This is a genomic window from Microbacterium sp. CGR1 (assembly GCF_001266755.1).
In the GTDB taxonomy this organism is placed as follows: domain Bacteria; phylum Actinomycetota; class Actinomycetes; order Actinomycetales; family Microbacteriaceae; genus Microbacterium.
The window spans coordinates 2,792,340-2,813,564 of record NZ_CP012299.1; the positions used below are offsets into that span (position 1 = coordinate 2,792,340).

Sequence of the window (21,225 nt, forward strand, 5' to 3'; positions counted from 1 at the left end):
ACCGGAAACGCTGAGTTCCGATGCGCTATTGACCCCGCACGCGCCGGGGCCAGCGGGCCGAATGCGGCTCAGCCTCGGTCGCGCAGCGCCGACGCGATCCGCTCAACCGCCTCGACCAGCACCGGACGGGGCATCGCGAAGACGAAGCGCGTGTACCCGATCGCGGCCACACCGCATGCGGCGCCATCCGTCATCGCGACTCCGGCGTGCTCGCGGAACCACTCGCCGAGATCGCCCGTCAGCCCGGTCTCGCGGAAGTCGAGCAGGGCGATGTAGCTGCCCTCCGGCACGACCATCCGCACGCCGGGGAGCTTCTCGTCGACGAGCTGCGCCAGCGTCCGCCGGTTGCCGTCGAGGTAGTCGACCACGTCGTCGAGCCATTCGCGCCCGCCGGTGTAAGCGGCGATGTTCGCGATGACGCCGAGCGTCGATGTGCCGTGTCCGGCCCAGAATCCCAGGCTCTCCCAGAGTTCGGCGTCGGCGTCGTTCGAGAGGATGATCTGCGCGCACTTGAGGCCCGCGAGGTTCCACGCCTTCGAGGCGGAGGTGGCGGTGAGGGTGTGGGCTGCGGCGGCATCCGACACCGAGGCGTAGGGGATGTGCCGGGCCGGGGCGTAGACGACGGGCGCGTGGATCTCATCGGCGAACACGCGTCCGCCGGAATCCGTCACGACCGACGCGATGGCGAGCAGCTCGTCGCGGGTCGCGACGGTGCCGAGCGGGTTGTGCGGGTTGCAGAGCACCAGCATCTCGCCGCCGTCGCGGAAGGCCTGGGCGACGGCATCCAGGTCCATGACCCAGCGTCCGTCGACCTCGATGCTCGGCACCTCGATGACCCGACGGTCGTGCATCGGCGGCACCAGCAGGAACGGCATGTATGCAGGAGTCGGCACGATCACGGCCGAGCCGGGGGTGGTGAAGTGCTTGATCGCCAGCTCGAAGGCGGCGATCACATCGGGCACGTGGTGCACGCGCTCGGCGGGGATCTCCCACCCGTACGAGTCGGAGTACCAGCGCGCCGTGGCCGCCGAGAGGTCCTTCGCGAGCTTCTCGGGCAGATACCCGGTCACGCCGAGGTCGAGGGCATCCTTCACCGCGCCGGTGATCGCGGGGGCGAGGCCGAAGTCCATCTCGGCGACGAACGCGCCGATCGTGTCGGGGAAGGCCGTCCATTTGACGCTGCCCGCAGCGCGCAGGTCGTCTTGCGTGATCTGGTCGAACGCGGGGGAAGCCATGTCTCAATCCTTCCACCCGTCGGCGACACCGGGCTCGCGCGCGGCTCCGGATGCTGGGAGCGGGCACCGCTTCGGGTGCGCAACTGGCCCCGCATGGAGTCGTGCCGCGTGCGGGGTCACTTCGGCATCCGAAATCGCCGTTTCGGGTGCGCAACTGGCCCCGCATGGAGTCGTGCCGCGTGCGGGGTCGCTTTGGCATCCGAAATCGCCGCTTCGGGTGCACAACTGACCCCGCATGGAGTCGAGCCGCGAGCGGGGTCACTTCGGTGTCCGGAACCGCCGTTTCGGGCGCATAACTGGCCCCGCATGGAGTCGAGCCGCGAGCGGGGTCACTTCGGCATCCGAGACCGCTGTTTCGGGTGCACAACTGACCCCGCACGGAGTCGAGCCGCGAGCGGGGCAACTTCGGCATCCGAAATCGCCGTTTCGGGTGCACAACTGACCCCGCACGACCGCCCGCACGACCCCACGCCACCCCGCAACACCATTGAGCGTCATCAGTACCCGTGCCAGGATTGCCCCGACTCGGCCCACCGGGGCTGAGACGAAGGGATTCTCATGCAGCTGGCGATGATCGGACTCGGCCGGATGGGCGCCAACATCGTGCGCCGCCTCATGCGGGCGGGGCACGAATGCGTGGTCTATGACGTCAACACGGATGCCGTGCAGGCGCTGGTCGCCGAGGGAGCCACCGGCGCCGACAGCATGGCCGACCTGGCGTCGAAGCTCGAGGCGCCGCGCGCCGTGTGGATGATGGTGCCCGCCTCACTCACGGGCATGGTGGCGGATCAGGCGGCGGAGGTGCTCGATGAGGGCGACATCCTGATCGACGGCGGCAACTCGAACTACCGCGACGACGTCCGCCGGGCGAAGGCGTTCCGCGAGCGCGGCATCCACTACGTCGATGTCGGCACGAGCGGTGGGGTGTTCGGACTCGACCGCGGATACTGCCTGATGGTCGGCGGACCCGACGAGGCCGTGCAGCGCATCGAGCCGGTGCTGCGCACGATCGCTCCGGGTGTCGGCGAGATCGAGCGCACGCCGGGCCGCACCGGAGACCTCACCCCCGAGGAGCAGGGCTACCTGCACTGCGGGCCGTCGGGTGCGGGGCACTTCGTGAAGATGGTGCACAACGGCATCGAGTACGGCATCATGGCGTCGATCGCCGAGGGGCTGAACCTGCTGCACAACGCGGATGCCGGGGTGCGCGAGGCCGAGCACTCGGCCGAGATCGCTCCGCTGGAAGAGCCGGAGTTCTACCAGTTCCCCATCGACACCTCGAAGGTCGCCGAGCTGTGGCGACGCGGATCGGTCATCTCGTCGTGGCTGCTCGACCTGACCGCTGCCGCGCTCGCCGAGAATCCGCACCTCGACGGTCTGGCCGGCCGGGTCTCCGATTCGGGCGAGGGTCGCTGGACGGTCAAGGCCGCCGTCGATGTCGGCGTGCCCGTGCCGGTGCTCGCGGCGTCGCTGTTCGAGCGCTTCGCCTCGCGCGATGAAGACAAGTTCGCCAACCAGGTGCTGTCGGCGATGCGTCTGCAGTTCGGCGGGCACCAGGAGCTGCCGGCCGGAGATGTGCTCGAGGCCGGATCGCGCAAGGCGGATTCCGACAGCGCCTGACCGCGTTCTCCCGGATCGTCGAGCGGGGCCCACGGAGGTTCAGGTCCACAACTCCGGAAGAAGCGGGTGCGCCCGGCGGCTCGGCCCCGGAATCCCGGGGAACCGATGCGTCGGCCCGCTCGTTCTTCCGGAGTTGTGAACCGGCAGAACTGCCGCCGTCCGCCCGAGCCGAAGCCCTCGACCCCAGAAAGGCATCCGATGACCGCCGCCACACGTCGAGCCACCCCGCACGACGCCGCCCGTCTCGCCGAACTCCTGCACGCCTTCAACACGGAGTTCGACACCGAGACTCCGGGGGTCGAGGTGCTCGCCGAGCGGTTGCGCACGCTGCTGGGCGGAACCTCCACTTTCGCGGTGCTCGGCGGTGATCCTGAGGTCGGTCTCGCGCTCGTGACCCTGCGTCCGAATGTGTGGTCGGAGGGGCCGGTCGCGCTGCTCGATGAGATGTACGTCGAGCCCGCGCGCCGCGGTGGTGGTGTCGGCGGCGCGGTCCTCCGGCACATGGTTGAGATCTGCCGGGAACTCGGCGTCGCGGCGATCGAGATCAACGTCGATGAATCGGATGCCGCGGCGATGCGCTTCTACGAACGACACGGGTTCAGTGGCGTCGACCCCGATTCCGGCGAGCGGGCGTTCTACTTCTATCGGTCGCTGGAGGTCGGGGACTAGCTGCCGGGGCTAGAGGCGCCGCGCACCCCGGTGGCTATCCTGACGCCATGGATCCTTTCCTCACCATCGTCCTCTTCTACGTCGCCGGGTTCCTGATCGGCATCCTGATCCTGTGGCTCGTGATCTACACGGCCGTGCGGTCGGCCTTGACGTCGCATCGTCAGGCGCTGGCGGAAGAGGGACGACCGGCGCAGCGCTACTCCGGGCGCTGACGAATGGTCTCTGTCACGACCCTCTCGGGGTCGGACGCGGCAGGGCTCGACGGCGAGATCCTCGAGGCCTGGGCTGAGGTCTTCGGCCCGGTGGACTAGCGCTCAGTCGCAGGCGATGCCGTCTCCGTCGCGGTCGAGGTCGTAGATGTCCGAGCCGACGACCTGCACGGGGCCCTGCACATATCCGGGTCCGTCTCCGCTGCCGCCGGCGCAATCGACGTCGCTAGAGATCGGGACACACGCTCCCGTGTAGTTCGAGTCGCACCCTCCGCCACCCTGCTGCACGAGCGGCACGGGGGCGGGAGCGGGTGCCGGAGCCGCGACCGGTGCCGGCGCTTTGCTTCCGATCGCCGTGACCTCGTTCACCGGCTGCACGGAGATCGCCTCGCTGACGACCTCGCGCGACACCTCGACGCCGTCGATCAGAGTCAGGCGATAGGTGATCACCTTCACGCCGTTCACGCCCGCGGCGACGAGCGCCGTGGCGCCCTGGTCGAGCTGCGGGTCGTCGACCGTGGTCGCCGTGAACGGCACGGGCACCTCTTCGGTCGCGGTCTCGAACGTCGTCGGCGTGGGAGTGGGCGTCGGCGTCGGAGCCGACGTCGTCACCGCGGCGAAGGTCTGAGGCTCGGATGCCGTCGGGGCGGTGCCGCTGCTGGCACTCGCGATTCCGCCGCCGGTGACGAGCAGAGCGGCCAGGCCAAGGGCGATCACGCCCGACATCCGCGATCGGAGTCCTAGAGCCGGGAGGGGGCGCGCGATCATGACATAGAGAGCGATGCCGACGACGGCGGTGGCGACGAGCAGGATCGCGATCGGCGACAGGCGGGCGAGCACGCCGCCGACGACGAGTGCGGCGACGATGATCCCGGCAGTGCGCCAACCGGTCTTGCGCTTCGCGGGTGCGGGTGCGGGTGCGGATGCCGGCGCGGTGGCGGACGCGATCTGCGTCGTCGCGACAGCCGCCGGGGACGGAGCGGTCGAGGCGGTCCAACGATGGCCGTCCCACCAGCGCAGCTGATGCGGATTCTCCGGGTCGGGATGCCAGGCGGCAGGCGGCTGTGACATGAGAGTTCCCCTCGACGATGAGGCGACGAATCGCCGGCGCCCCCAGAGCGCCTCGACCTGTATATCGGTTCGGATCGCCGGGCGGCAACAGCCGAATCTGAAACGTGACAATGGCCTGCTACGTTCAACTTCGTTGCTTGATCCCCAAACGAGAGTCACAGATGAACACCGCAGTCACCAGGTCCGCTGCCGCACTCGCCCTTCTCGCCCTGCTCGGGCTCGGAACTGTCGCGTGCTCCGCTCCCGCCGAGTCCACCGACTCGAAGTCTGACTCGCAGCCGGCCGCGCCCGAAGCGGTCGAAGAAGTTGAAGAGGTGGCAGAGCCCGTCGATCTCGCCGGCGAATGGACGCAGATCAACTCGAACTCACCCGACAGCTTCCAGAGCGCCACGATCACGGCAGACACGATCGAGGTCTCGTGGAACTCGACCGACACGAAGTCGCTGTACTGGGCGGGTACTGTCACGGTGCCCGAGAACGGTTCGACCTCGTTCACCTTCGATTCGGCGAACGACACGTCGAAGACAGATTCGGCCATGCTTGCCTCGAGCGATCCGACGAAGACCTTCACCTATGCCGACGGTGAGCTCTCCTACGAGGTGACTGCCCTCGGCACCACGATGACCGTGCGCCTCGAGAAGCAGTAGGTCAGCCGTCCGGGAATATTGAGGGATGTCGGCCCGCAAAGCTGGACCGGCATCCTTCGTTGTTTCGCTGATGACGCAGCGCGGGGGCGGGCTCCGTCACGCCGTCGGGCGCTCCCACCCCACCCAGTCCGGCCGGTCCACGATGTAGAACCGGTTGCCCTCGGGGTCCTCCATGATCACGTAGTCGGCATCGTCCGGCAGGTTGTCCCAGTGCACCTCGCGAGCGCCGAGTTCGGTGAGGCGTCGCACCTCGGCATCCTGATCCTGGGCATAGATGTCGAGGTGGATGCGCGGCGGCAGCACCCGCTCGGAGTGGTGAGCGTCGAGGGCGATGCAGGGCGCGTCGGCATCGCGCGGCTTGAGCACGACCCAGTCATCGGATGCCGGGTCTCGCTCGACATAGTCGAGGGCCGCCTGCCAGAAGCGGGACTGCGCCGGGAGGTCGTTCACGCGGATCACGATCGACACGATCTTCAACATGCGGGTCAGGTTAGGGCGACTGACACGTGCTGAACAGGGGCTTGAACTGGATCACGGACGCAGTGGAGATCGCGGCGACGAGCAATCAGCCGTCGGTGCTCCCTGGCAAGCTGTCCACATACTTCTTCACCTCTTGAGCGATCGAATCGATGAGTTCGCTCATCTCGCTCGACGGCTGCTCTCGGTGTTCGACCTCGTTGAAGGAGTCCAGGAGGCGGAGGGTGAGGGCTTCCTTCGCACGTGGCCGGTCGATTCGTTCACTCAGCTCGAAGGCGAGGACGTCGAAGTCGCGCTCGCTGGATCGAGGCACTGTGACACGCACTCGTCCGAGCTGCGGGTCGTCGCCCGTCAGATGCAGATGCGCCCGCAATTCCGGATCGAACCCTGTGCCACCCACGTGAACGATCTCTCCCGTGGCGGAGTCGAGCCAGACGTACAGCCACGACCCACTGGGGCGTACGCGACCACCCCGAACGGAGATGACGCGAGGCTGGCTGGAGGGCATGCATTCACCATATTCGCTGTGGCCGCCTCAGCCGCGGCGAGGTGTCGCCCGACTGCGGCCCGACAGTACTCTAAGTCCCACCCCGTACCACGCACCGCCCGCATCGAAGGAGATCGGCGAGATGAGACCACTGCGCTACTCGATCAACGTCACGCTCGACGGGTGCGTTCACCACGAGGCGGGTGTCGCTCCCGACGAGGAGCTGATGGGCTTCTGGACCGCCGAGATGCAGCGGGCGGATGCCGTCATCTACGGCCGAACGACCTACGAGATGATGGAGGGCGCCTGGCGTCGACCGGCATCCGGTGAGTGGCCCGACTGGATGAGCGAGGGGGAGGTTCCGTTCGCCGAGGCCATCGACCGCGTGCCGAAGCATGTCGTGTCGAGCACGCTCGAAGCGGTCGACTGGAACGCCGAGCTCATCCGGGGCGACCTGGCCCATGCGATTAAACAGCTCAAGCAGCAGCCGGGCGAGGGGCTGTCGGTCGGCGGCGTCACTCTTCCTCTCGCGCTCGCCGAGCTTGGACTGATCGACGAGTACACGTTCGTCGTGCATCCGATCATCGCCGGGCACGGGCCGAGACTCCTCGACGGACTGCAGAAGCGCATGACGCTCGAACTCGTCCACCGGCGGGAGTTCGCATCGGGAGCGGTCGCGAACCGCTATCGTCCGGTGCGGTCCGCCTGACTGCGGCGATACCTGCCGGCACCGATCCATCCGGCGACCCCCAGCAGCGGTCCGGTGGCGAGCTGAGCCAGTGGGTTGCCGAGAGCCCGGATCGCCCGCACCGGACCGAGCGACTCCTCGATCGCGGGCACGGCCCAATCGTCGACCCGGGCCTGATAGTGCGCCACAGCGGAGTCGATGTCGGGGTGGGCAGTGAGGGCTTCGGCGAGTGCGCCGGCCGAGCGGATGGCGGTCGATCCGGCGCGTCCGCCGGTGGGAGGCATCGCGTGCACTGCATCACCGATCGCGGTGATGCGGCCGGGAGTCCACGGAAAGCGCGGCGCCTTCGGGTCGGCGGCGCGGAACGAGAAAGCGGCAGTGCGGTCGGGGTCGGAGTCGCGGATCACTCCCGGCATCCACGGAGTCCAGCGGTCCACGAGGGCGGATGCCGTCGCGACGAGTTCGGCTGAGGATGCCGTCTGCACCGCACCGATGGCGTCGCGCCGGGCGATCAGACCCCACACGAGTGACGGCGGGCCGACGGCATCCGCGAGTTCGGGTGGGATGTCGCGCAGCCCGCGCGATGTCAGCGAGAGGAACATGCCGACGCCGTGGCGGTCGACGGCGAGGGCGGGGCCGCGCAGCAGGTAGCGCGGAAACCGGGTGTGCCTGGTCAGCGGTGTCGACCCGGCGATGCCGACGAGGCCGGTGTCCGTGCTCGTCTCGGGGGAGATCGATCGGAGAGTCGCCGAGCGGGCACCATCTGCCGCGACGACCAGGTCGGCTTCGATGCGCGAGCCGTCCGCGAGCGTGACACTCGCCCCGCTGTCGTGGGCTTCAGCCGAGGTCACGGTCGACGAGAACTGCAGGCGCTCGCCGAGGTCTTCGCTGAGGATCTGCCGCAGCGCGCGGCGCTGGCACAGCATCCGGTCCTGTCCCGCCGGCTCCGGAGCCACGACGATCGGTCGCAGGTGCGAGTCGGCGATCGCGAACTGCGAGAACGTCTCAGGGCCGTCGGAGACCGATCGGATGCGGTCGACAAGCCGCCCCGGAACGTGCCGCTCGATCACGGCGACCGCCTCGGGAGTGAGCGCGATGCGGTAGCCGCCGGTGTCGGCCGGATTTGCATCGCGGTCGAGCACGATGACGTCGGCGTGGTCGCGGAGGGCCTGGGCGAGCACGAGTCCGCCGAGACCGGCCCCGCTCACCACGATGCGCATGAGTCCAGCTTGGCGGAGGCGGGCCGCGAAGTCACCGGGCTCCGGTCGTTGAGCGAGGCGCGAAGCCCGAGACGAAACGCGGTGACCAGTAGCCTGAACTAATGCCCCGTCCCCGAAGTGAAGCCGCGCGCCAGTCGGTGCTCGAGGCGATGCGCGTTGCGGTCGTGGCCGGTACGTACGAAGCGGTGACGATCGAGGGGCTCGCCGAGACGGCGGGGGTCGCCAAGCAGACGATCTACCGGTGGTGGCCGTCGAAGGCGGCAATCCTGGGTGAGGCGCTGCTTGAAGGAGACCTGCCAGGAGCCGACCCCGCAGTCGCGATGAGCGACGACATCCGGGCTGACCTGCACGCCTGGTTTTCGGCGATGTCGGCCGGTCTCGCGAAGCCCGAGGGCGTGGCACTCGCCCGCGCTCTGATCGCAGTGACCGCCACCGACCACGAACTCGGGTTGGCGCTCAACGAGCGGCTCGCGGCACCGATCCGCTCGTGGGTCGCCGAACGGATCGCGCGTGGACAGGCGGCAGGACAGATACGGACCGACGTGGATGCCGACGCGATCGCCGACCAGCTCATCGCCATGGCGTCGTACGCGGCGCTGATCGGTCAGCCCTTGAGTGCGGAGCGCGTCGAGGAGACGGTGACGCGACTGCTGCGAGGGATTGCTCAGTAGGGCACGTCTGGTCGGGTGAGGCCGACGGTGGATACCCTGGCGACGGACACTCACCGCTGAGGACTGGAGCAGAGAATGGTCATCGACATCACGGTCGTTCCGGTGCCGACGGAACGCAAGGCCGCATATCTGGACCTCTCGAAGCGGATGGCGGAGGTCTACCGCGATCACGGCGCGATCAGTGTCGTGGACTACTGGCAGTCGAGCGATTCAGCCGACCCGGCTGACTTTCACGCAGACGGGGCGTCGTACGAATCGGGCGAGCTCAAGAGCATCGCCGAACTCGTAGGAACGAACGCTGGGGAGTCGGTCGTGGTCACGGTGACGACCTGGCCGTCGCGCGAGGTTCGTGATCGCGGGACCGCTGCCGTCACGAGCGATCCTCGCGTTCTCGAGACGCTCGATGAAGACCCCGTCTTCGATGGCGGCCGCGTGATCGGCGACAGCTTTGAGATCGCGATGAGCGTTCAGCAGGAAGAGTGACGGGCTCCGGTCACGGGGTGCAGTAGGCGAGCATCGCGTCGGTCGCGGTGCGCATCTCCGTCGTCGCCGCATCCAGGCCCGTGATGTCACCCGCGATGGCCTTCTCGCCCTCGGCGGCGAACGCGTCGATGCTCGTCGTCCACGAGTCGCGGAGGGCGACGAACTCCTCGGGTCCATCGACACCGCGGATGTTCTCGGCGACGTTCTTGACCTCATTGAGAGCTGCCTGCGCGGCTTCGGGGGTCGGCGAGCTGACGCTGGAGATCACTCCGGTCACCTGCGCGGCCTGAGCTGCGACCTGGCCGCAGGCAGCGATGGTCGACGCCTGAGAACATCCGGAGAGCAGGAGGGTGCCGACGGCGACCGTCGCGAGGGCGGGGAGCTTCTTCATACAGTCAGGGTAGGCGGGGGAGATGTGAGGTCTACTCCGAGCCCCAGGTAGGGCCGACGAAGGTCACGGGCTTGCCTGCGGCGCGCGCATAGTCGATCTCTCGCGTCGTGGACTCGCCGAAGTGCTCGCCGCGGTTCACCACCACGACACGATCGGCCACGTCGATCTTGCGCAGGTGCAGCTCGCCGAGCACGGCCTTCTGCTCGGCGGTGATCGGCCCGTCGATCTCACCGGGAATGAGGGCGATGACGCCCGCGAGCGTCAAGGATCGGCTCACGGCTCGCATGTCCTCGGCGAACCGCATGGAGCCGCAGATGCAGACAATCTCGGGACGATCGGGCACGGGTTCAGTCTCTCATCTGCTCTGGAGCCAGCGGTCTGAGCCCGTCACAGGTGCTGCGGTCTAGGCTCGCCCCATGAGCGAGCCCAACGCCGAGCCATCCCTGATCCAGCAGCGCATGGCACTGCAGCGTCAGAGGAACTTCGCGCTTTACACAATCGTGTTGTCCGCGGTCATGTTCGCCGGGTGGGCCGTCACTATCGCGATCGATTCGAGCGCGCCGTACCGATGGATTAGTCTCGCCATCTTCGGTGCCGGAGTGGGCCTCGGGGTCTCTCAGCTGCGCAAGGCGCGTCGAGCGATCGGTGAGTTCGAAGGCCGGCACGGTCGCCGCTCCGGCCTCCAAGACTGAGGCGCTTACTGCAGCCACAATGCACCATCACGTGGCGGGGGTCGACGTCTGCGGCTATGCGGAGCGCCGCGGGAGCCGACACGACTCCATCAGTTGCCAGCCACGATCAAGCCTTCGGAACGTCGCTCGAGCCGTCCGGTGCTCAGCCCGGTGTCCAGGGCCTCGCTCAGGCGATCGCCGATGCCGGATGTCACGCGCTTTCCACCGAAGAGGCCGAGCGACTCACGCTTGATCTCCTCGTCGGTCATCCCGCCGCTCAGGTCGGCAACGACCGCCATGGCGTTCGCGATCTCAGCCAGAGGGACATGCTCGAGGGGTCGAGCCGAACCCTCGACGGGACGACGGACATCCCGCCACGTGCGTGGATCGACATCTCGAGGCCACAGGACCGCCCGGTCGTTCGAGCGAACGAACTCTGACGGAACGCAACGGAGTATCGCCTCCGCCCGTGAAGCATGGACCTTGCTCAGACCAAAGGCGCCGGCCACGAGCTTCACTAACCGCATTCGGTGAATAGGGCCCTCATGCGTGATTACCTCGTGCACAAGATCACGTACTCGCTGAGCCGCGGCCGGCGATGGCAGAGCATCAAGTACGGCGATGCCACCGGCGGTTCGCGACGACCACTCCGAGAAGTCACGGATTCGTGGATGCTGCAGATCGGCGACCACAGGGGCCGGTGCCGATTGCGCAAGGAGGCCGGGCTCGGACACTGCCGCGCGCGATCCTGGCTCGTCCGGAGCGCTCGTCTCGGAGGCGACCGATGCCAGGGCTGCGAGACCTTCGACGTCGGGAGAAGGTGTCTTTGCCACTGCTTCTTCTGCGGCGCGATGCGCGGCAGAAGTGGCCTCCCTCACGGCGGAATCGATGCGGTCGAGCGTCCTCTCCCTTTGCTGCAGCCACTCGGGAAGCCACACACGCTCCACGCCCGGCCAGTTCATGAGGCCCTTCAGGACGTCCGTGGGAAGCGCATCGCGGTCGGCCACAGTACGCCGCTCGCGCCACGTCGGGCCATCGAGCAGAACGGCGAGTGCCGGTTGTTCAGGATCATCTGTTGCCGCGACTGCGATGTCGACGCGGAAATCAGAAAGACCGATGTCCGTCTGCACCACGTGTCCTCGGTCGCGAAGCGCGGTGGCGATCTCTTCTCGATGGCGATCGACGAATCCGGACCGGGCTACCTCGTCTGCATTCTCATCGATGCCGTCAGCAGCAAGTTGTAGATATGAGCGCAGATGCTTGATTCCCACGGATGATGTTTGCTCAGCTCGCAGGTCTGAAGGGTCGAAACTGGCGAAAAGAATCACTTCTCGACGCGCTCTGGTGATCGCAACGTTGAGACGGCGCTCTCCGCCCGCACGCGAGAGCGGCCCGAAGTTGAGTGGCAGGTCACCACGCTCGTTCGCGCTGAAGGCCACGGAGAAGAGGATCGTGTCGCGCTCGTCTCCCTGCACGTTTTCCAGGTTCTTCACGAAAAGTCCGTCGCGCTGGTCCAGAGCGGCGGCGATTCGGTCGTCCGACTCGTCGCGCAGAAGCGATTCGATCAGTGAGCGTTGTTGCGCATTGAACGTCACGACTCCGAGCGACGGAGGCGTGTCGGACGCGGCGAAGCGCCGGGCGATGTCTCCGACGATGGCACGGGCTTCGACGATGTTGGTGCGAAGATCCCGTCCTCGTCCGCTTCTGTTGAAGTGACCGTCGACCCTGACGAGCGAAACTCCGTGACCGGATACCGAGGGTCGTGAAGAGGACCTCGTCGGCCAGGGTGCAGGGAAAGACGCGAGTCGGCCGTCGTAGTACTTGTGATTGCTGAACGCGATCAGCGCCTCGTCCTGACTCCGGTAGTGCCAGGACAACCAGCGTCTGGGCACCTGCGCTTGGACACACTCGCTCAGGATGGATTCCTCATCGGCGATCGCGGTGCTGTCCGTGGTCACCACCTCATCGGAGTCGGTGACCACATCGGCGAAGCTGGTCGGTGGCATCTGTTTGCTGTCGCCCACCACCACCACCGAGTTCGATCGCCCCATCGCGCCGATCGCATCAGGAACTCTGATCTGCGACGCCTCATCGAAGACGACGATGTCGAACAGGTCGCCGGTTGCCGGGAAGAAGCGTGAGACGGATTCGGGACTCGCCAGCACGCATGGGGTGATCTGCGTGATCAGATCTGCATAGCCATCCATCAGTCCGCGCACTGAGAGCCCCCCGCGCTGGCGCCCGATCTGGCGTTTGAGTTCGCCGAGGCGCCCGCCGCTGTAAGCTGCGTCGATCTTCCTCCGGCCGAGTATTTCGGCGGGGATCCAACGTGGAAGCTCGGCTCGGATCGCGGCTGTGCTTGAGGTGAATCTTTCGACGGATCGGCCGTGAGCCTGAGGGTCGAACATCTCGAGGCCCTGCGCATGCTCGCGCTCCACCAACGATGAGGCCGCCACGCCTTTGTCGAAGGCGATCGACGCATCGTCTGCCAGAACGCGTCCCGAGATGAGTGCTGCGTGTGCGTCTGAGAGTCCATAGCTTCGGAGAGGCTCGAGCGCCCGAGCGAACGCCACCCATCTCTGCAGGGACGTGGGAGTAGGGGTGTCGAGTGCCCGCGAACCGCGAGTTGCTCCCCACGCATCGACCACGGCGCGCGGCGAGGCCCAACTCTTCAACACCCCGGCTCCGATCTTCGGCGAGGCCATCACTTCGAGTGAACGCCAAGCTGTCCCGAGCTTTGCGAGCGCACCGGAGAGCGCCGGATCCGCAGGCGAGGTGCGATAGGTCTCTCGCAGAATCGTCGCGTCCAGATCGTGAGGTCGCAACTCGAGAGCCCCGCTGAGCCAGACGAGCCAATCGAGCTGCGACGCGGCGCGAGCCGCGTCGGTCGCATCGAACGGGTTCCAACCCGCACCGACCACGGAGACGGGGAGCGAGAGGAGTCCGTTGCGCAGAGCAGCAGCCGACGCCGCTGTCGCTTCCACCTGTCCGGTCAACTGCGCGATGGATTTCGGAGGCACGCTCTTCAGAGGCACCAACAGGCTGTCGCCGAACATCTCGAGCGCCGATCGTTGACGCTTGCGTCGGCCGAAGAACCCAGAGGCATCGGCAGCCTGAGCTGCTATGTGAACGGAACCGGGCGCCGGGTTCGCGCTCAGCGCGTGGAGGCTCACGGTGTTCGTCCACTGCGGTGATGCGGCCGTGAGCGTTCGAAGGTGCTGCTGAAGAGCGCTGAGTTCACCGGACTGGACTCGGGGGAGCAGCTGATCGAGGGACTCAAGAGAGAAGCGTGGAGCTCCCGCGAGCTGTGACCAGCGTTCGATGAACTCAGGCGAGGTACTGTGCGAGAGTGCCGGCGACTCGCCGGTCGTGACGAAGACGTCTCCGATCGCCTGGTCGAAGTCCATCGCTGCTCGATGCAGGGCCCCGATGTCCGACGGGTCGTGAGACGTGACGTCGACGAAGCCCCACCCGTTGAGCTCCGCTGGTCGGACAAGGTCGGCAGTGTCCGGCAGGCGTCTCAGCGTCGCGCGGACGAAGTCGATCTGCGTGGTGGAACTCGTCGAGACGAAAGCGGTCGGGATGTCGAGCGTAGGAGCATCGGGCTCGAACGCCAGGAGGCGATCCCTCGATGTGTAGAACGACATGCCCGCGGTGTTGCTCTCGTGGAGGCGGTCAGCGTACCGGCGCAGAGTGTTCCGGCTCGATACGGCGTTCTCGTTCTGTGCGCTGAGGGCGGCGCCGTCCGGGCGGGCGGTCGTTTCGAGTGCCTCTTTCAACTGCGCACGGACTGCGTTCGGGCGAGCGCCCTTGTCATGGAGATCGAGCGAGAACGGCCCCAGTCCGACGGCATCGAGGCGCTGCTTCACGACGTCCAGTGCCGCGCGCTTCTCAGCGACGAAAAGCACTCTCTTGCCGTTGACGATCGCATGAGCGAGAAGGTTCGTGATGGTCTGTGACTTCCCTGTGCCGGGAGGGCCTTCGAGTACGAATGTCCGGTCAGCGACCGCTTCCGAGACCGCGTCGAGTTGCGAGGAGTCCGCCGGCACGGGCAAGGACGTGCCGAGGGCATCCAGATCCACTGAGGTCGGCGACGGTGATGGGTCCTCGAACGCTGCCGTCGGCGTATGAACGAGATGCTTGACGAGCGGGTTCGACGTGAAGGTCTCCCAACTCTCGTCGAGGTCCTTCCACAGCCGGTACTTGCCGAACTGAAGGATCGACAGGTCTGCGGAGTCCTCTACGGTGAACGGCAGTCGGGCTTCCGCCAGAGCCTGCCGCGCAGCCGCGAATGCAGCTGCGAGATTGATGCCGGCTTCATCCTTCACCGGGTTCTCGAGACCGGGGATGCGGATGCCGTGAGTCACCCGCAGCTTCTCGAGCAGGCAGTAGTTCGGTGTGGATTCACCCGTGTCGTCCACGCGCATACGGAACACAGAGCCGCGGCCCGCGGGCTCGAGAGTCACAGGCAGGAGGATGAGCGGCGACCTGAGGTCGCGATCGTTGAATCGCCAGCGCAGCATTCCGAACGCGACGTAGAGATTGTTCGCGCCTGTTTCCTCGGCGATGGTGCGCGCCTTGTAGGCCAGGGCGCGAAGTCGCGCGGTGTAGGCCCCCTCGGTGATGTCGACATAGGCGGACTTCCGGGACATGAGCAAGTCCGAGCGGACAGCTTCAGGCAGGTCGCGTCCGAACTGAACACCGCGGGTCTTGTCGACATCGGGGGTTCGATCGCTCGGAAGGAGTGTGATCGGGGACCCGCTGTTGATCAGATCCTCGAATGCGGCTAGAGCTGGCTGCGGCACGGCGATGGAGTGACCCGCTGACGGCGTGTAGTTGATGAGGCGATTGCGCAGGCTCAGGTCGAGCAGGGAGTTCTTCCACGAGCTCACGCGCGCAGGCAGCCTGCGCGCGTCATCACCGGCGAGATCCGTGGCGGAGGGGTTGTACTGCAATGGATCCGGAGCTGCGGCCGCGCGGTACTCGTGCACCGTGACTTCGCCGTTCGAGCCGATCGAGCGACTCGGCAGGGGATAGATAGCTGCTTGTCGAGCCTGTAAGACATCGGTCACGCCGATGACCCGAGTGGGATCCACGTTGCCCTCGGTGAATGGCTGCCGTCGGGCGACCCCGAACGGCGCGGATTCCGCCCCTCCGGTCATCTTCGTCGTTTCCACGAGCCCGATCTTGCCGAGTCCGACGAGGTTGACCGCCTCGCTGGCCTCTGCCTGCGCAGGTGCGTCCAGGCTCGACCATTCCCTCCAGTATCCGAGGAAGATGTGACCTTCAAGAAGCCACAGGGTCGAGTTGATCCCGGCTTCCTCCAGGGCCGCGGCCAGGGTCAACGTCGTATCCATGCAGGTGCCAAGGCGCCCCTCGAGCACTTCGGCCGGAGTGCGCACTTTCTGGCCCGTGAGTCCCCAACTCGCTGGCGGCTCCGCGTAACGGATGTCTCGCGCGCGTGCGGCGTCGTAGATCGCTTCGACCATCGAGTCGACTCGATCAGGATCGCCCTGCTGGTACCCGTCGAGTGCCGACGAACCCGTCCGGTTGCCCAGAAGCGTCGATGCCTCGACAAGAAGAGCGCTGATGGCCGACGACTGAGGCTGGATGAATGCGGCGAGCAACTCGAGACTCAGCGGCATCGGCTTGGCCATCCACTGATTCGCCGCCAGTAGTTGGACGTCCGAGCGTTGGCTCGCGATCTCGTCACCGTTCGCGTCCCTCAACGTCGCTGTAACCGTGCCGGGCATGGGCGACTCGACCGCGAGCATGCGACCTGGATCCAGCCGCAGATCGACGTTGCGAAGAGTCGTGTCATGGTCTCCGTCGAGGTCGACGATTAGAACGCGGGGGTCTCCCAGCGATCCCAACTGACAGTCGACCTCGACCTCGACGGACGCGCCTCGCAGCTCGGGGCCTCGGTAGGAGATCGTAAGCTGTGGCACGACCGAGATGCCCGTTCGCGCGACAGCGAAACTCAACGGACTGAGCACAGAAGCGTCGAGCGAGGCAGCGGATCCCGATTCGTCGATGAGCGTCGGAGACTCGAAGGCTTCCGGGGTCGCGGGAGAGGCGTTCGGCTCATTTGGTTCCTGGTGCGTGGATTCGGTCGACGTGTTCAGCGCTGTTAGGACCTCCGACTTCAGGAGTCCGATCGCGTCGGCGTCTTCGTCGGCAGCAATCGCTCGCAAGAGGATCTCGGTCGAATCAAGAGCCCGGAAAGTCTGGGCGACTGTGAACTCTTCACTGTGCGCCCACTTGTTGCGGACGTCGCGGAGCTCACTCGCACAGTTGCTCGCCTGCCTGTCGATGAGGTCAGTGAAGGGGAAACCCAGAGTACCGAGCCGCTCCGTCAGGACGCGAAGTTGCAGCGAAAGATCACGGGGGTTGTAGCGGTCCACTCGCCGGCCGGCCTGCCGGTCCTTCGCCGCGAGGATCTGGGTCCAATCCGATACCTCCGGAGCAACCTCGGAGAGACGTCGAGTCACGAACGGCCCGAGCGCACTTGCGGCTGCCGTCAATGCCTGCTCGATGTATTCAAGCGGACTGAAGTCGCTCATTGACCCTCTATTCATCCCCCGACGCCCTTGGTGGACCGTCATCCCTCTCTGAGCATATGAGAGAGCTAGGCGGCCCGCACTGAGTGGAAGCGCCAGTTCCGATAGGCACAGCATCCGTCGCCACTGCGGGTTCGAGTTACGGTGACGTCGACGGGCGCGTAACGTGGATCGCGCGCTACGTCTGGGGCAAGCAGGTCCTAGCTTTGGATGTGTGAACACATCGTCAGTTGCGAAAGCGGCCAACGGTCCAACTCTTCCGCGCGCCTGGGATGAGTGGCTCGACCTTCGCGTGTCCGATAGGCCACCGGATCTTCAGAGCCTCTACCAGCGCGGGCAGGACGTCCTACCTGAGCGCCGGAATGTGTTTCGCGCTTTCGAACTGGTTGCCCCCACCGATGTGAGGGTCGTGCTCCTGGGTCAGGATCCGTACGACACGTCAGGCCTCGCGGACGGGTTGGCATTCTCTCAACAGGGAGAGGTGGACAAGCGCTCGGCGCTTCACCGAATCTTCCTCAATCTCGAACGGGATCCCGACATCCAGTTCGCCAGGCCAGCGACAGGTAACCTCACTGAGTGGGCAACGGGAGGTGTCCTGCTTCTCAACACAGCCTTGACTGTTTTCAGTGAAAAGCCAAAATCGCATCTCCGACTTTGGAAGCCGTTCATCGAGACGGTGATCCGACGTCTAGCGGCGTCTGGCTCGCCTATCGCGTTCGTCGTGCTCGGCGAGGACGCACGGAAGATCGCGATGCCGTTGCTGCGACAGGTTCCGCGTGAGGCGATCATTCGGGCCGCGCATCCAGTGGCGTCGAACACTGGCCAACGGCCGTTCAAGGGTGCGTACGTGTTCTCGGAAGCAAACCAGTTCCTGGGCGACAGGGTCATCAACTGGAGTGCCATCTCCCCCTCTACGTGACGATCGGATGGGCGAGACAAGATCGATCTGCCTCGGCTCAGTCTTCCGTACCAGAGGGGCTTAGCAGGAGCCGACGTCGGCTCGAGAACGAAGAACGCCCCTGCCGTTCGGGTCGGCAGGGGCGTGGTCATCGTGGTGCTTACTGCACCGACCATCCGCCATCGGATGCCAGCACAGCACCGTTGATGTTCACGGCGTCGTCCGACAGCAGGAACGTGATCGACGCGGCGAGGTGCTCGGCGGTCGCAACTGTCGGGATCGCCTGCTGGAACGGGGCAAGACGACCCGAGCCGTACTCTGACATGTTCGGGGGCATCGGGATGCCGGTGGCGACGCCGCCCGGTGCGACGGAGTTCACACGGATGCCCTTCGGTCCGTACATGAACGCCGCGGACTTCGTGACGCCGATGATGCCGTGCTTGCTGGCCGTGTAGGCGTTGCCCGACGAGTTGCCGCGCAGACCCGCTTCGCTGGAGACGTTGAGGATCGAGCCGCGGCCGGCCTTCTCCATGATCGGCAGCACCGCGCGCATGAGCTTGAACGGGGCGGTGAGGTTGATGGCGATGACGCGGTCCCAGACGGCATCCGTCGTCTCGCCTGCGGGGGAGAAGTCGTCGTTGATGCCGGCGACGTTCGCGAGGGCGTCGATGCGGTCGCCCGCAGCGGCGATCACGGCGTCGATCGCGTCCTGCTTGGTGAGGTCTCCGGCGACGGTGATGATGTCGGCGTCCGGCAGCTCGGCCTTCAGCGCGTCGAGCTTGTCGGCGGCGATGTCGGAGGCGATGACGCGTCCGCCTTCGCGGGCGATGCGGGATGCGGTGGCCTTGCCGATTCCGGATGCTGCGCCCGTGACGATCACGGTCTTGCCGGCGAAGCGCGCGGCGGTGGGCTTCTCAGTCCAGCCCTCGGACTCGTCAGCCTCAGGGATCTCGCCGCCGTTGGCTGCGCGCACGAGGTCATCGACGACCGATTGCGGAAGCTGGCCCTGGCTCATCGCGACGAGCTGCTGCAGCGGCAGACCGAGCACGGGGGTGAGGAGCTCGGGGTCGGCGCCCGTCTGTTCGAAGAGTGCGCGGATGAGTGGCCCGCCGGTCGGGTCGTTCAGCCAGTCGCCGATGTTGGAGTGTGCGGTGAGGGCCATGGTCGAGCTCCTTGAGGCTTGGGTTTCGCAACGGTGCGTCTACAAACAGACTAGTCTGCTCGGCACGTCTTGTGCCCTGCCGAGATAGCCAGGTTCGAGTCCCCCAAAGGGGCGCGAGACGCTGTGCATAGGGCACCGAGCGTTTCTGCGCCTTCGGCGTACCGACGTGGGTCCCGTACGCGATCATCACCGCGTTCTCCTCGATGACGAAGGTCGGCAGCCGGTTCACGCTGCGCACCCTTGGTCGCGGGGCTCGTCCTGGGCCCGAAGCGGCATCGCCACGTCACCGCGAAGGCGTGGCACCGGGGGAAGCGACTGCAGCGGCGCACGCGACTCATCCGAACGGCGTTTGCGTCATCAACGCGCGGGGCATCGAGATCACAGGCCCAGGTTGAACCGTCTCGGCGAGTTCTAGGATCGGCTTAGCTGCCGAGTGCTGCTTCAGGAGACAACGGCGGCGACCGAGCCGTCGATGTTGGCTTCAATCTCCGGCGGTCGAACGGTCGGAACTTCGGATGGGGGAAGATGCATGAAACTTGCCACGAGCTCTCCCATCTGCTTTGCCGCTGTACGGTGTTTGATACTCTTCGACCAGCCGGGGAACTGGAGGGTCAGGTTCGCGTCCTTTGTGATCACATCCATGACTGGGGCCCTGTCCCCACGATCGGGCCTGCGAACGTAGCGGATGTCATCGACTTTCAGTTCGATGTCGATCGCACCGATCCGTCGTAACGATTCCTGCCGAGTGACCAGGATGCGGCGATCTGTAACTGCCACCCACCCCGAGTCGCGGAGTGGCACGTTCCACCGATCACAAGACGCGTCTGCGAGGGCGAGCAGATGCTCGCCAGGGTCCAGCCGCAAGGGCAGGATGCGGACAAGCTCGCCGGGAACATCACCCTCAAAGACCGTGATCGACGGCAGAACCAGCGGTTCAGGCTCTGTCGGAGCATCCTGTCCGCGTATAGCCGCCAGTGCCTGCTGCAGCTGCCTCACCATGCTCTCGGCGTCTTTCGCGGCGCGAGCCGAACCGCCAATCTTGAACGTCCTCTTCCCCGGGAGCTGGTCGATGATGGCGAACTCGCGCGCCAGTTGATCGAGCAGCCAGTCCGTCTCGTCTAGCGTTTTTCCGTGCAGAGCCTGAGCGTTCGTGACGAGGTTCTTCAGCAGCTCCGCATCTTGCGAGTCGTGTTTGGCCGTCTTCAGCAGGTGGCCGGCGCGCAACGCCTGATAGACAAACCAGGATGTCTGCGCGAGCAGGAGAGCCTGGGCGTCCGCGATGACCGCCTGCCCATTGTCAGCGAGGTACTGCTGACGCTCTTTATGTCCGACTTTCGCCCTCAACTCGACGACATGTTGCTGTACGGCCGTCTCGAAGACATCCCATTGCCTCGACAGCTCGCCCTGGTAGCCCCGGACTTCGCCAAACACGGCGTCCGTAACCTCGCCAATCTGTCGCGCATGACTTAGCTCTCTGAGAAGGGTGTTGTGGTAGCCGCTAACAGCTGACCACTGCTCCTGCCGTACGACCTGGAGCACCTTCGTCGTGAGTTCGAGATTGTGCTTCGCGACGTCCGCGATCTGGTTCAGCTGAAACTGGATGACCATCAATGTGATCGCGGGGCCCATCGCCGCGACGACGGATGCGGTGGTCGCCGCCGTGGCCGGGAGCCATCGCACCTGCGCGGCGAACTTGCCACCGCTGGCGAGAGTCCCTAGGTTCCATCCGTCCTTGACTATCGGCGTCGCTGTCTTCAACGCTTGTAGCGTCTGCGGAGCGAGCCGCACGATCCCCTGCGCCTGCATCGCAGCACTCGCACCTTGTGCAGCGATGTTCCCGAAGCCGACGGCAGTCCCCGCGGCCGTGGATACGGCGGTGCGAGTTGCGGGATCCATGAACGTGAACGGGACGAGCCGGAGACCGTCGGGCACGTGGTCGCCGAGAAACAGCGCAAGCCCATCCTCGAACTCGACCAAAGCTGTCGAGGGCAGCTCCTGCGGGCCCGGCACGTCATCAGCCTCAGCCTGCCCCTTCGCCAGATTCTCGTCGCTCATGCAGGTCCCCT

General features: G+C 66.1%; 19 protein-coding genes. 9 read left to right on the top strand and 10 right to left on the bottom strand.

What is annotated here, in order from left to right:
* Positions 1-68: 68 nt before the first annotated feature.
* Complete coding sequence (locus AKG07_RS13530) at positions 69-1,235, bottom strand: MalY/PatB family protein (protein WP_053098397.1); 1,167 nt, start codon at positions 1,233-1,235, stop codon at positions 69-71.
* Between the two features lie 558 nt (positions 1,236-1,793).
* Between AKG07_RS13530 and gnd the strand changes: the two genes are divergently transcribed.
* From gnd to AKG07_RS17910, 3 genes are all read left to right on the top strand, one after another.
* Complete coding sequence (gnd, locus tag AKG07_RS13535) at positions 1,794-2,855, top strand: phosphogluconate dehydrogenase (NAD(+)-dependent, decarboxylating) (RefSeq protein WP_053098398.1); 1,062 nt, start codon at positions 1,794-1,796, stop codon at positions 2,853-2,855.
* A 198-nt stretch (positions 2,856-3,053) separates the two neighbouring features.
* Positions 3,054-3,524: a GNAT family N-acetyltransferase gene (locus AKG07_RS13540; RefSeq protein ID WP_053098399.1), complete on the top strand. Its 471-nt coding sequence runs from the start codon at positions 3,054-3,056 to the stop codon at positions 3,522-3,524.
* Between the two features lie 47 nt (positions 3,525-3,571).
* The gene (locus AKG07_RS17910) at positions 3,572-3,736 is read left to right on the top strand and encodes a hypothetical protein (protein WP_157534255.1); all 165 of its coding nucleotides are present in this window, start codon (positions 3,572-3,574) and stop codon (positions 3,734-3,736) included.
* A gap of 102 nt (positions 3,737-3,838) precedes the next feature.
* On the opposite strand, the gene AKG07_RS17515 is transcribed toward AKG07_RS17910, so the two are convergent.
* The gene (locus AKG07_RS17515) at positions 3,839-4,804 is read right to left on the bottom strand and encodes a G5 domain-containing protein (RefSeq protein WP_082297942.1); all 966 of its coding nucleotides are present in this window, start codon (positions 4,802-4,804) and stop codon (positions 3,839-3,841) included.
* Positions 4,805-4,965: 161 nt separating this feature from the next.
* Between AKG07_RS17515 and AKG07_RS13550 the strand changes: the two genes are divergently transcribed.
* The gene (locus AKG07_RS13550; RefSeq protein ID WP_053098400.1) at positions 4,966-5,451 is read left to right on the top strand and encodes a hypothetical protein; all 486 of its coding nucleotides are present in this window, start codon (positions 4,966-4,968) and stop codon (positions 5,449-5,451) included.
* A 96-nt stretch (positions 5,452-5,547) separates the two neighbouring features.
* Here AKG07_RS13550 and AKG07_RS13555 read toward each other — a convergent pair whose 3' ends face one another.
* Both AKG07_RS13555 and AKG07_RS13560 read right to left on the bottom strand, forming a co-directional pair.
* Positions 5,548-5,931 carry a VOC family protein gene (locus tag AKG07_RS13555; RefSeq protein ID WP_053098401.1) on the bottom strand — a complete coding sequence of 128 codons (384 nt, stop codon included), beginning with the start codon at positions 5,929-5,931 and terminating at the stop codon, positions 5,548-5,550.
* 85 nt (positions 5,932-6,016) lie between these two features.
* A complete protein-coding gene (locus tag AKG07_RS13560) occupies positions 6,017-6,436 on the bottom strand; it encodes a hypothetical protein (RefSeq protein ID WP_053098402.1) in 420 nt (139 codons plus the stop codon).
* Between the two features lie 121 nt (positions 6,437-6,557).
* Here AKG07_RS13560 and AKG07_RS13565 point away from each other — a divergent pair, with 121 nt between their 5' ends.
* Positions 6,558-7,124: a dihydrofolate reductase family protein gene (locus AKG07_RS13565; RefSeq protein ID WP_053098403.1), complete on the top strand. Its 567-nt coding sequence runs from the start codon at positions 6,558-6,560 to the stop codon at positions 7,122-7,124.
* Here the strand turns inward: AKG07_RS13565 and AKG07_RS13570 are convergent.
* Entirely contained in the window at positions 7,100-8,323 is a 1,224-nt protein-coding gene (locus AKG07_RS13570; RefSeq protein ID WP_053098404.1) for an FAD-dependent oxidoreductase, read from the bottom strand. The genes AKG07_RS13565 and AKG07_RS13570 overlap by 25 nt on opposite strands.
* Positions 8,324-8,424: 101 nt before the next feature.
* On the opposite strand from AKG07_RS13570, the gene AKG07_RS13575 reads away from it, so the two are divergent.
* Positions 8,425-8,994 (top strand): TetR/AcrR family transcriptional regulator, encoded by a 570-nt coding sequence (locus AKG07_RS13575; RefSeq protein ID WP_233277280.1) that lies wholly within the window; start codon positions 8,425-8,427, stop codon positions 8,992-8,994.
* 75 nt (positions 8,995-9,069) lie between these two features.
* Positions 9,070-9,477, top strand: a complete 408-nt coding sequence (locus AKG07_RS13580; RefSeq protein WP_053098405.1) for a DUF1428 domain-containing protein — start codon at positions 9,070-9,072, stop codon at positions 9,475-9,477.
* A gap of 10 nt (positions 9,478-9,487) precedes the next feature.
* Here the strand turns inward: AKG07_RS13580 and AKG07_RS13585 are convergent, their stop codons facing one another.
* Positions 9,488-9,868: a hypothetical protein gene (locus AKG07_RS13585; RefSeq protein ID WP_053098406.1), complete on the bottom strand. Its 381-nt coding sequence runs from the start codon at positions 9,866-9,868 to the stop codon at positions 9,488-9,490.
* 31 nt (positions 9,869-9,899) lie between these two features.
* Positions 9,900-10,211, bottom strand: coding sequence for a hypothetical protein (locus AKG07_RS13590; RefSeq protein WP_053098407.1), 312 nt, complete (start codon positions 10,209-10,211; stop codon positions 9,900-9,902).
* Between the two features lie 73 nt (positions 10,212-10,284).
* Here AKG07_RS13590 and AKG07_RS13595 point away from each other — a divergent pair, with 73 nt between their 5' ends.
* Positions 10,285-10,560 (top strand): hypothetical protein, encoded by a 276-nt coding sequence (locus AKG07_RS13595; protein WP_053098408.1) that lies wholly within the window; start codon positions 10,285-10,287, stop codon positions 10,558-10,560.
* Between the two features lie 89 nt (positions 10,561-10,649).
* Here AKG07_RS13595 and AKG07_RS13600 read toward each other — a convergent pair whose 3' ends face one another.
* Positions 10,650-17,102, bottom strand: a complete 6,453-nt coding sequence (locus tag AKG07_RS13600) for a DUF3320 domain-containing protein (protein WP_082297943.1) — start codon at positions 17,100-17,102, stop codon at positions 10,650-10,652.
* A gap of 211 nt (positions 17,103-17,313) precedes the next feature.
* Here AKG07_RS13600 and AKG07_RS13605 point away from each other — a divergent pair, with 211 nt between their 5' ends.
* Complete coding sequence (locus AKG07_RS13605) at positions 17,314-18,018, top strand: uracil-DNA glycosylase (protein ID WP_171821970.1); 705 nt, start codon at positions 17,314-17,316, stop codon at positions 18,016-18,018.
* A gap of 139 nt (positions 18,019-18,157) precedes the next feature.
* Here AKG07_RS13605 and AKG07_RS13610 read toward each other — a convergent pair whose 3' ends face one another.
* Together AKG07_RS13610 and AKG07_RS13615 are read right to left on the bottom strand one after the other, a co-directional pair.
* Positions 18,158-19,159, bottom strand: coding sequence for an SDR family NAD(P)-dependent oxidoreductase (locus AKG07_RS13610; protein ID WP_053098410.1), 1,002 nt, complete (start codon positions 19,157-19,159; stop codon positions 18,158-18,160).
* Positions 19,160-19,600: 441 nt separating this feature from the next.
* Complete coding sequence (locus AKG07_RS13615; protein WP_150115137.1) at positions 19,601-21,214, bottom strand: hypothetical protein; 1,614 nt, start codon at positions 21,212-21,214, stop codon at positions 19,601-19,603.
* Positions 21,215-21,225 lie beyond the last annotated feature (11 nt).

Excerpts from the sequence above, each read along its gene's own strand:
- AKG07_RS13530 (WP_053098397.1), bottom strand. The coding sequence starts at position 1,235 with ATGGCTTCCCCCGCGTTCGACCAGATCACGCAAGACGACCTGCGCGCT.
- gnd (WP_053098398.1), top strand. The coding sequence starts at position 1,794 with ATGCAGCTGGCGATGATCGGACTCGGCCGGATGGGCGCCAACATCGTG.
- AKG07_RS13540 (WP_053098399.1), top strand. The coding sequence starts at position 3,054 with ATGACCGCCGCCACACGTCGAGCCACCCCGCACGACGCCGCCCGTCTC.
- AKG07_RS17910 (WP_157534255.1), top strand. The coding sequence starts at position 3,572 with ATGGATCCTTTCCTCACCATCGTCCTCTTCTACGTCGCCGGGTTCCTG.
- AKG07_RS17515 (WP_082297942.1), bottom strand. The coding sequence starts at position 4,804 with ATGTCACAGCCGCCTGCCGCCTGGCATCCCGACCCGGAGAATCCGCAT.
- AKG07_RS13550 (WP_053098400.1), top strand. The coding sequence starts at position 4,966 with ATGAACACCGCAGTCACCAGGTCCGCTGCCGCACTCGCCCTTCTCGCC.
- AKG07_RS13555 (WP_053098401.1), bottom strand. The coding sequence starts at position 5,931 with ATGTTGAAGATCGTGTCGATCGTGATCCGCGTGAACGACCTCCCGGCG.
- AKG07_RS13560 (WP_053098402.1), bottom strand. The coding sequence starts at position 6,436 with ATGCCCTCCAGCCAGCCTCGCGTCATCTCCGTTCGGGGTGGTCGCGTA.
- AKG07_RS13565 (WP_053098403.1), top strand. The coding sequence starts at position 6,558 with ATGAGACCACTGCGCTACTCGATCAACGTCACGCTCGACGGGTGCGTT.
- AKG07_RS13570 (WP_053098404.1), bottom strand. The coding sequence starts at position 8,323 with ATGCGCATCGTGGTGAGCGGGGCCGGTCTCGGCGGACTCGTGCTCGCC.
- AKG07_RS13575 (WP_233277280.1), top strand. The coding sequence starts at position 8,425 with ATGCCCCGTCCCCGAAGTGAAGCCGCGCGCCAGTCGGTGCTCGAGGCG.
- AKG07_RS13580 (WP_053098405.1), top strand. The coding sequence starts at position 9,070 with ATGGTCATCGACATCACGGTCGTTCCGGTGCCGACGGAACGCAAGGCC.
- AKG07_RS13585 (WP_053098406.1), bottom strand. The coding sequence starts at position 9,868 with ATGAAGAAGCTCCCCGCCCTCGCGACGGTCGCCGTCGGCACCCTCCTG.
- AKG07_RS13595 (WP_053098408.1), top strand. The coding sequence starts at position 10,285 with ATGAGCGAGCCCAACGCCGAGCCATCCCTGATCCAGCAGCGCATGGCA.
- AKG07_RS13600 (WP_082297943.1), bottom strand. The coding sequence starts at position 17,102 with ATGAGCGACTTCAGTCCGCTTGAATACATCGAGCAGGCATTGACGGCA.
- AKG07_RS13610 (WP_053098410.1), bottom strand. The coding sequence starts at position 19,159 with ATGGCCCTCACCGCACACTCCAACATCGGCGACTGGCTGAACGACCCG.
- AKG07_RS13615 (WP_150115137.1), bottom strand. The coding sequence starts at position 21,214 with ATGAGCGACGAGAATCTGGCGAAGGGGCAGGCTGAGGCTGATGACGTG.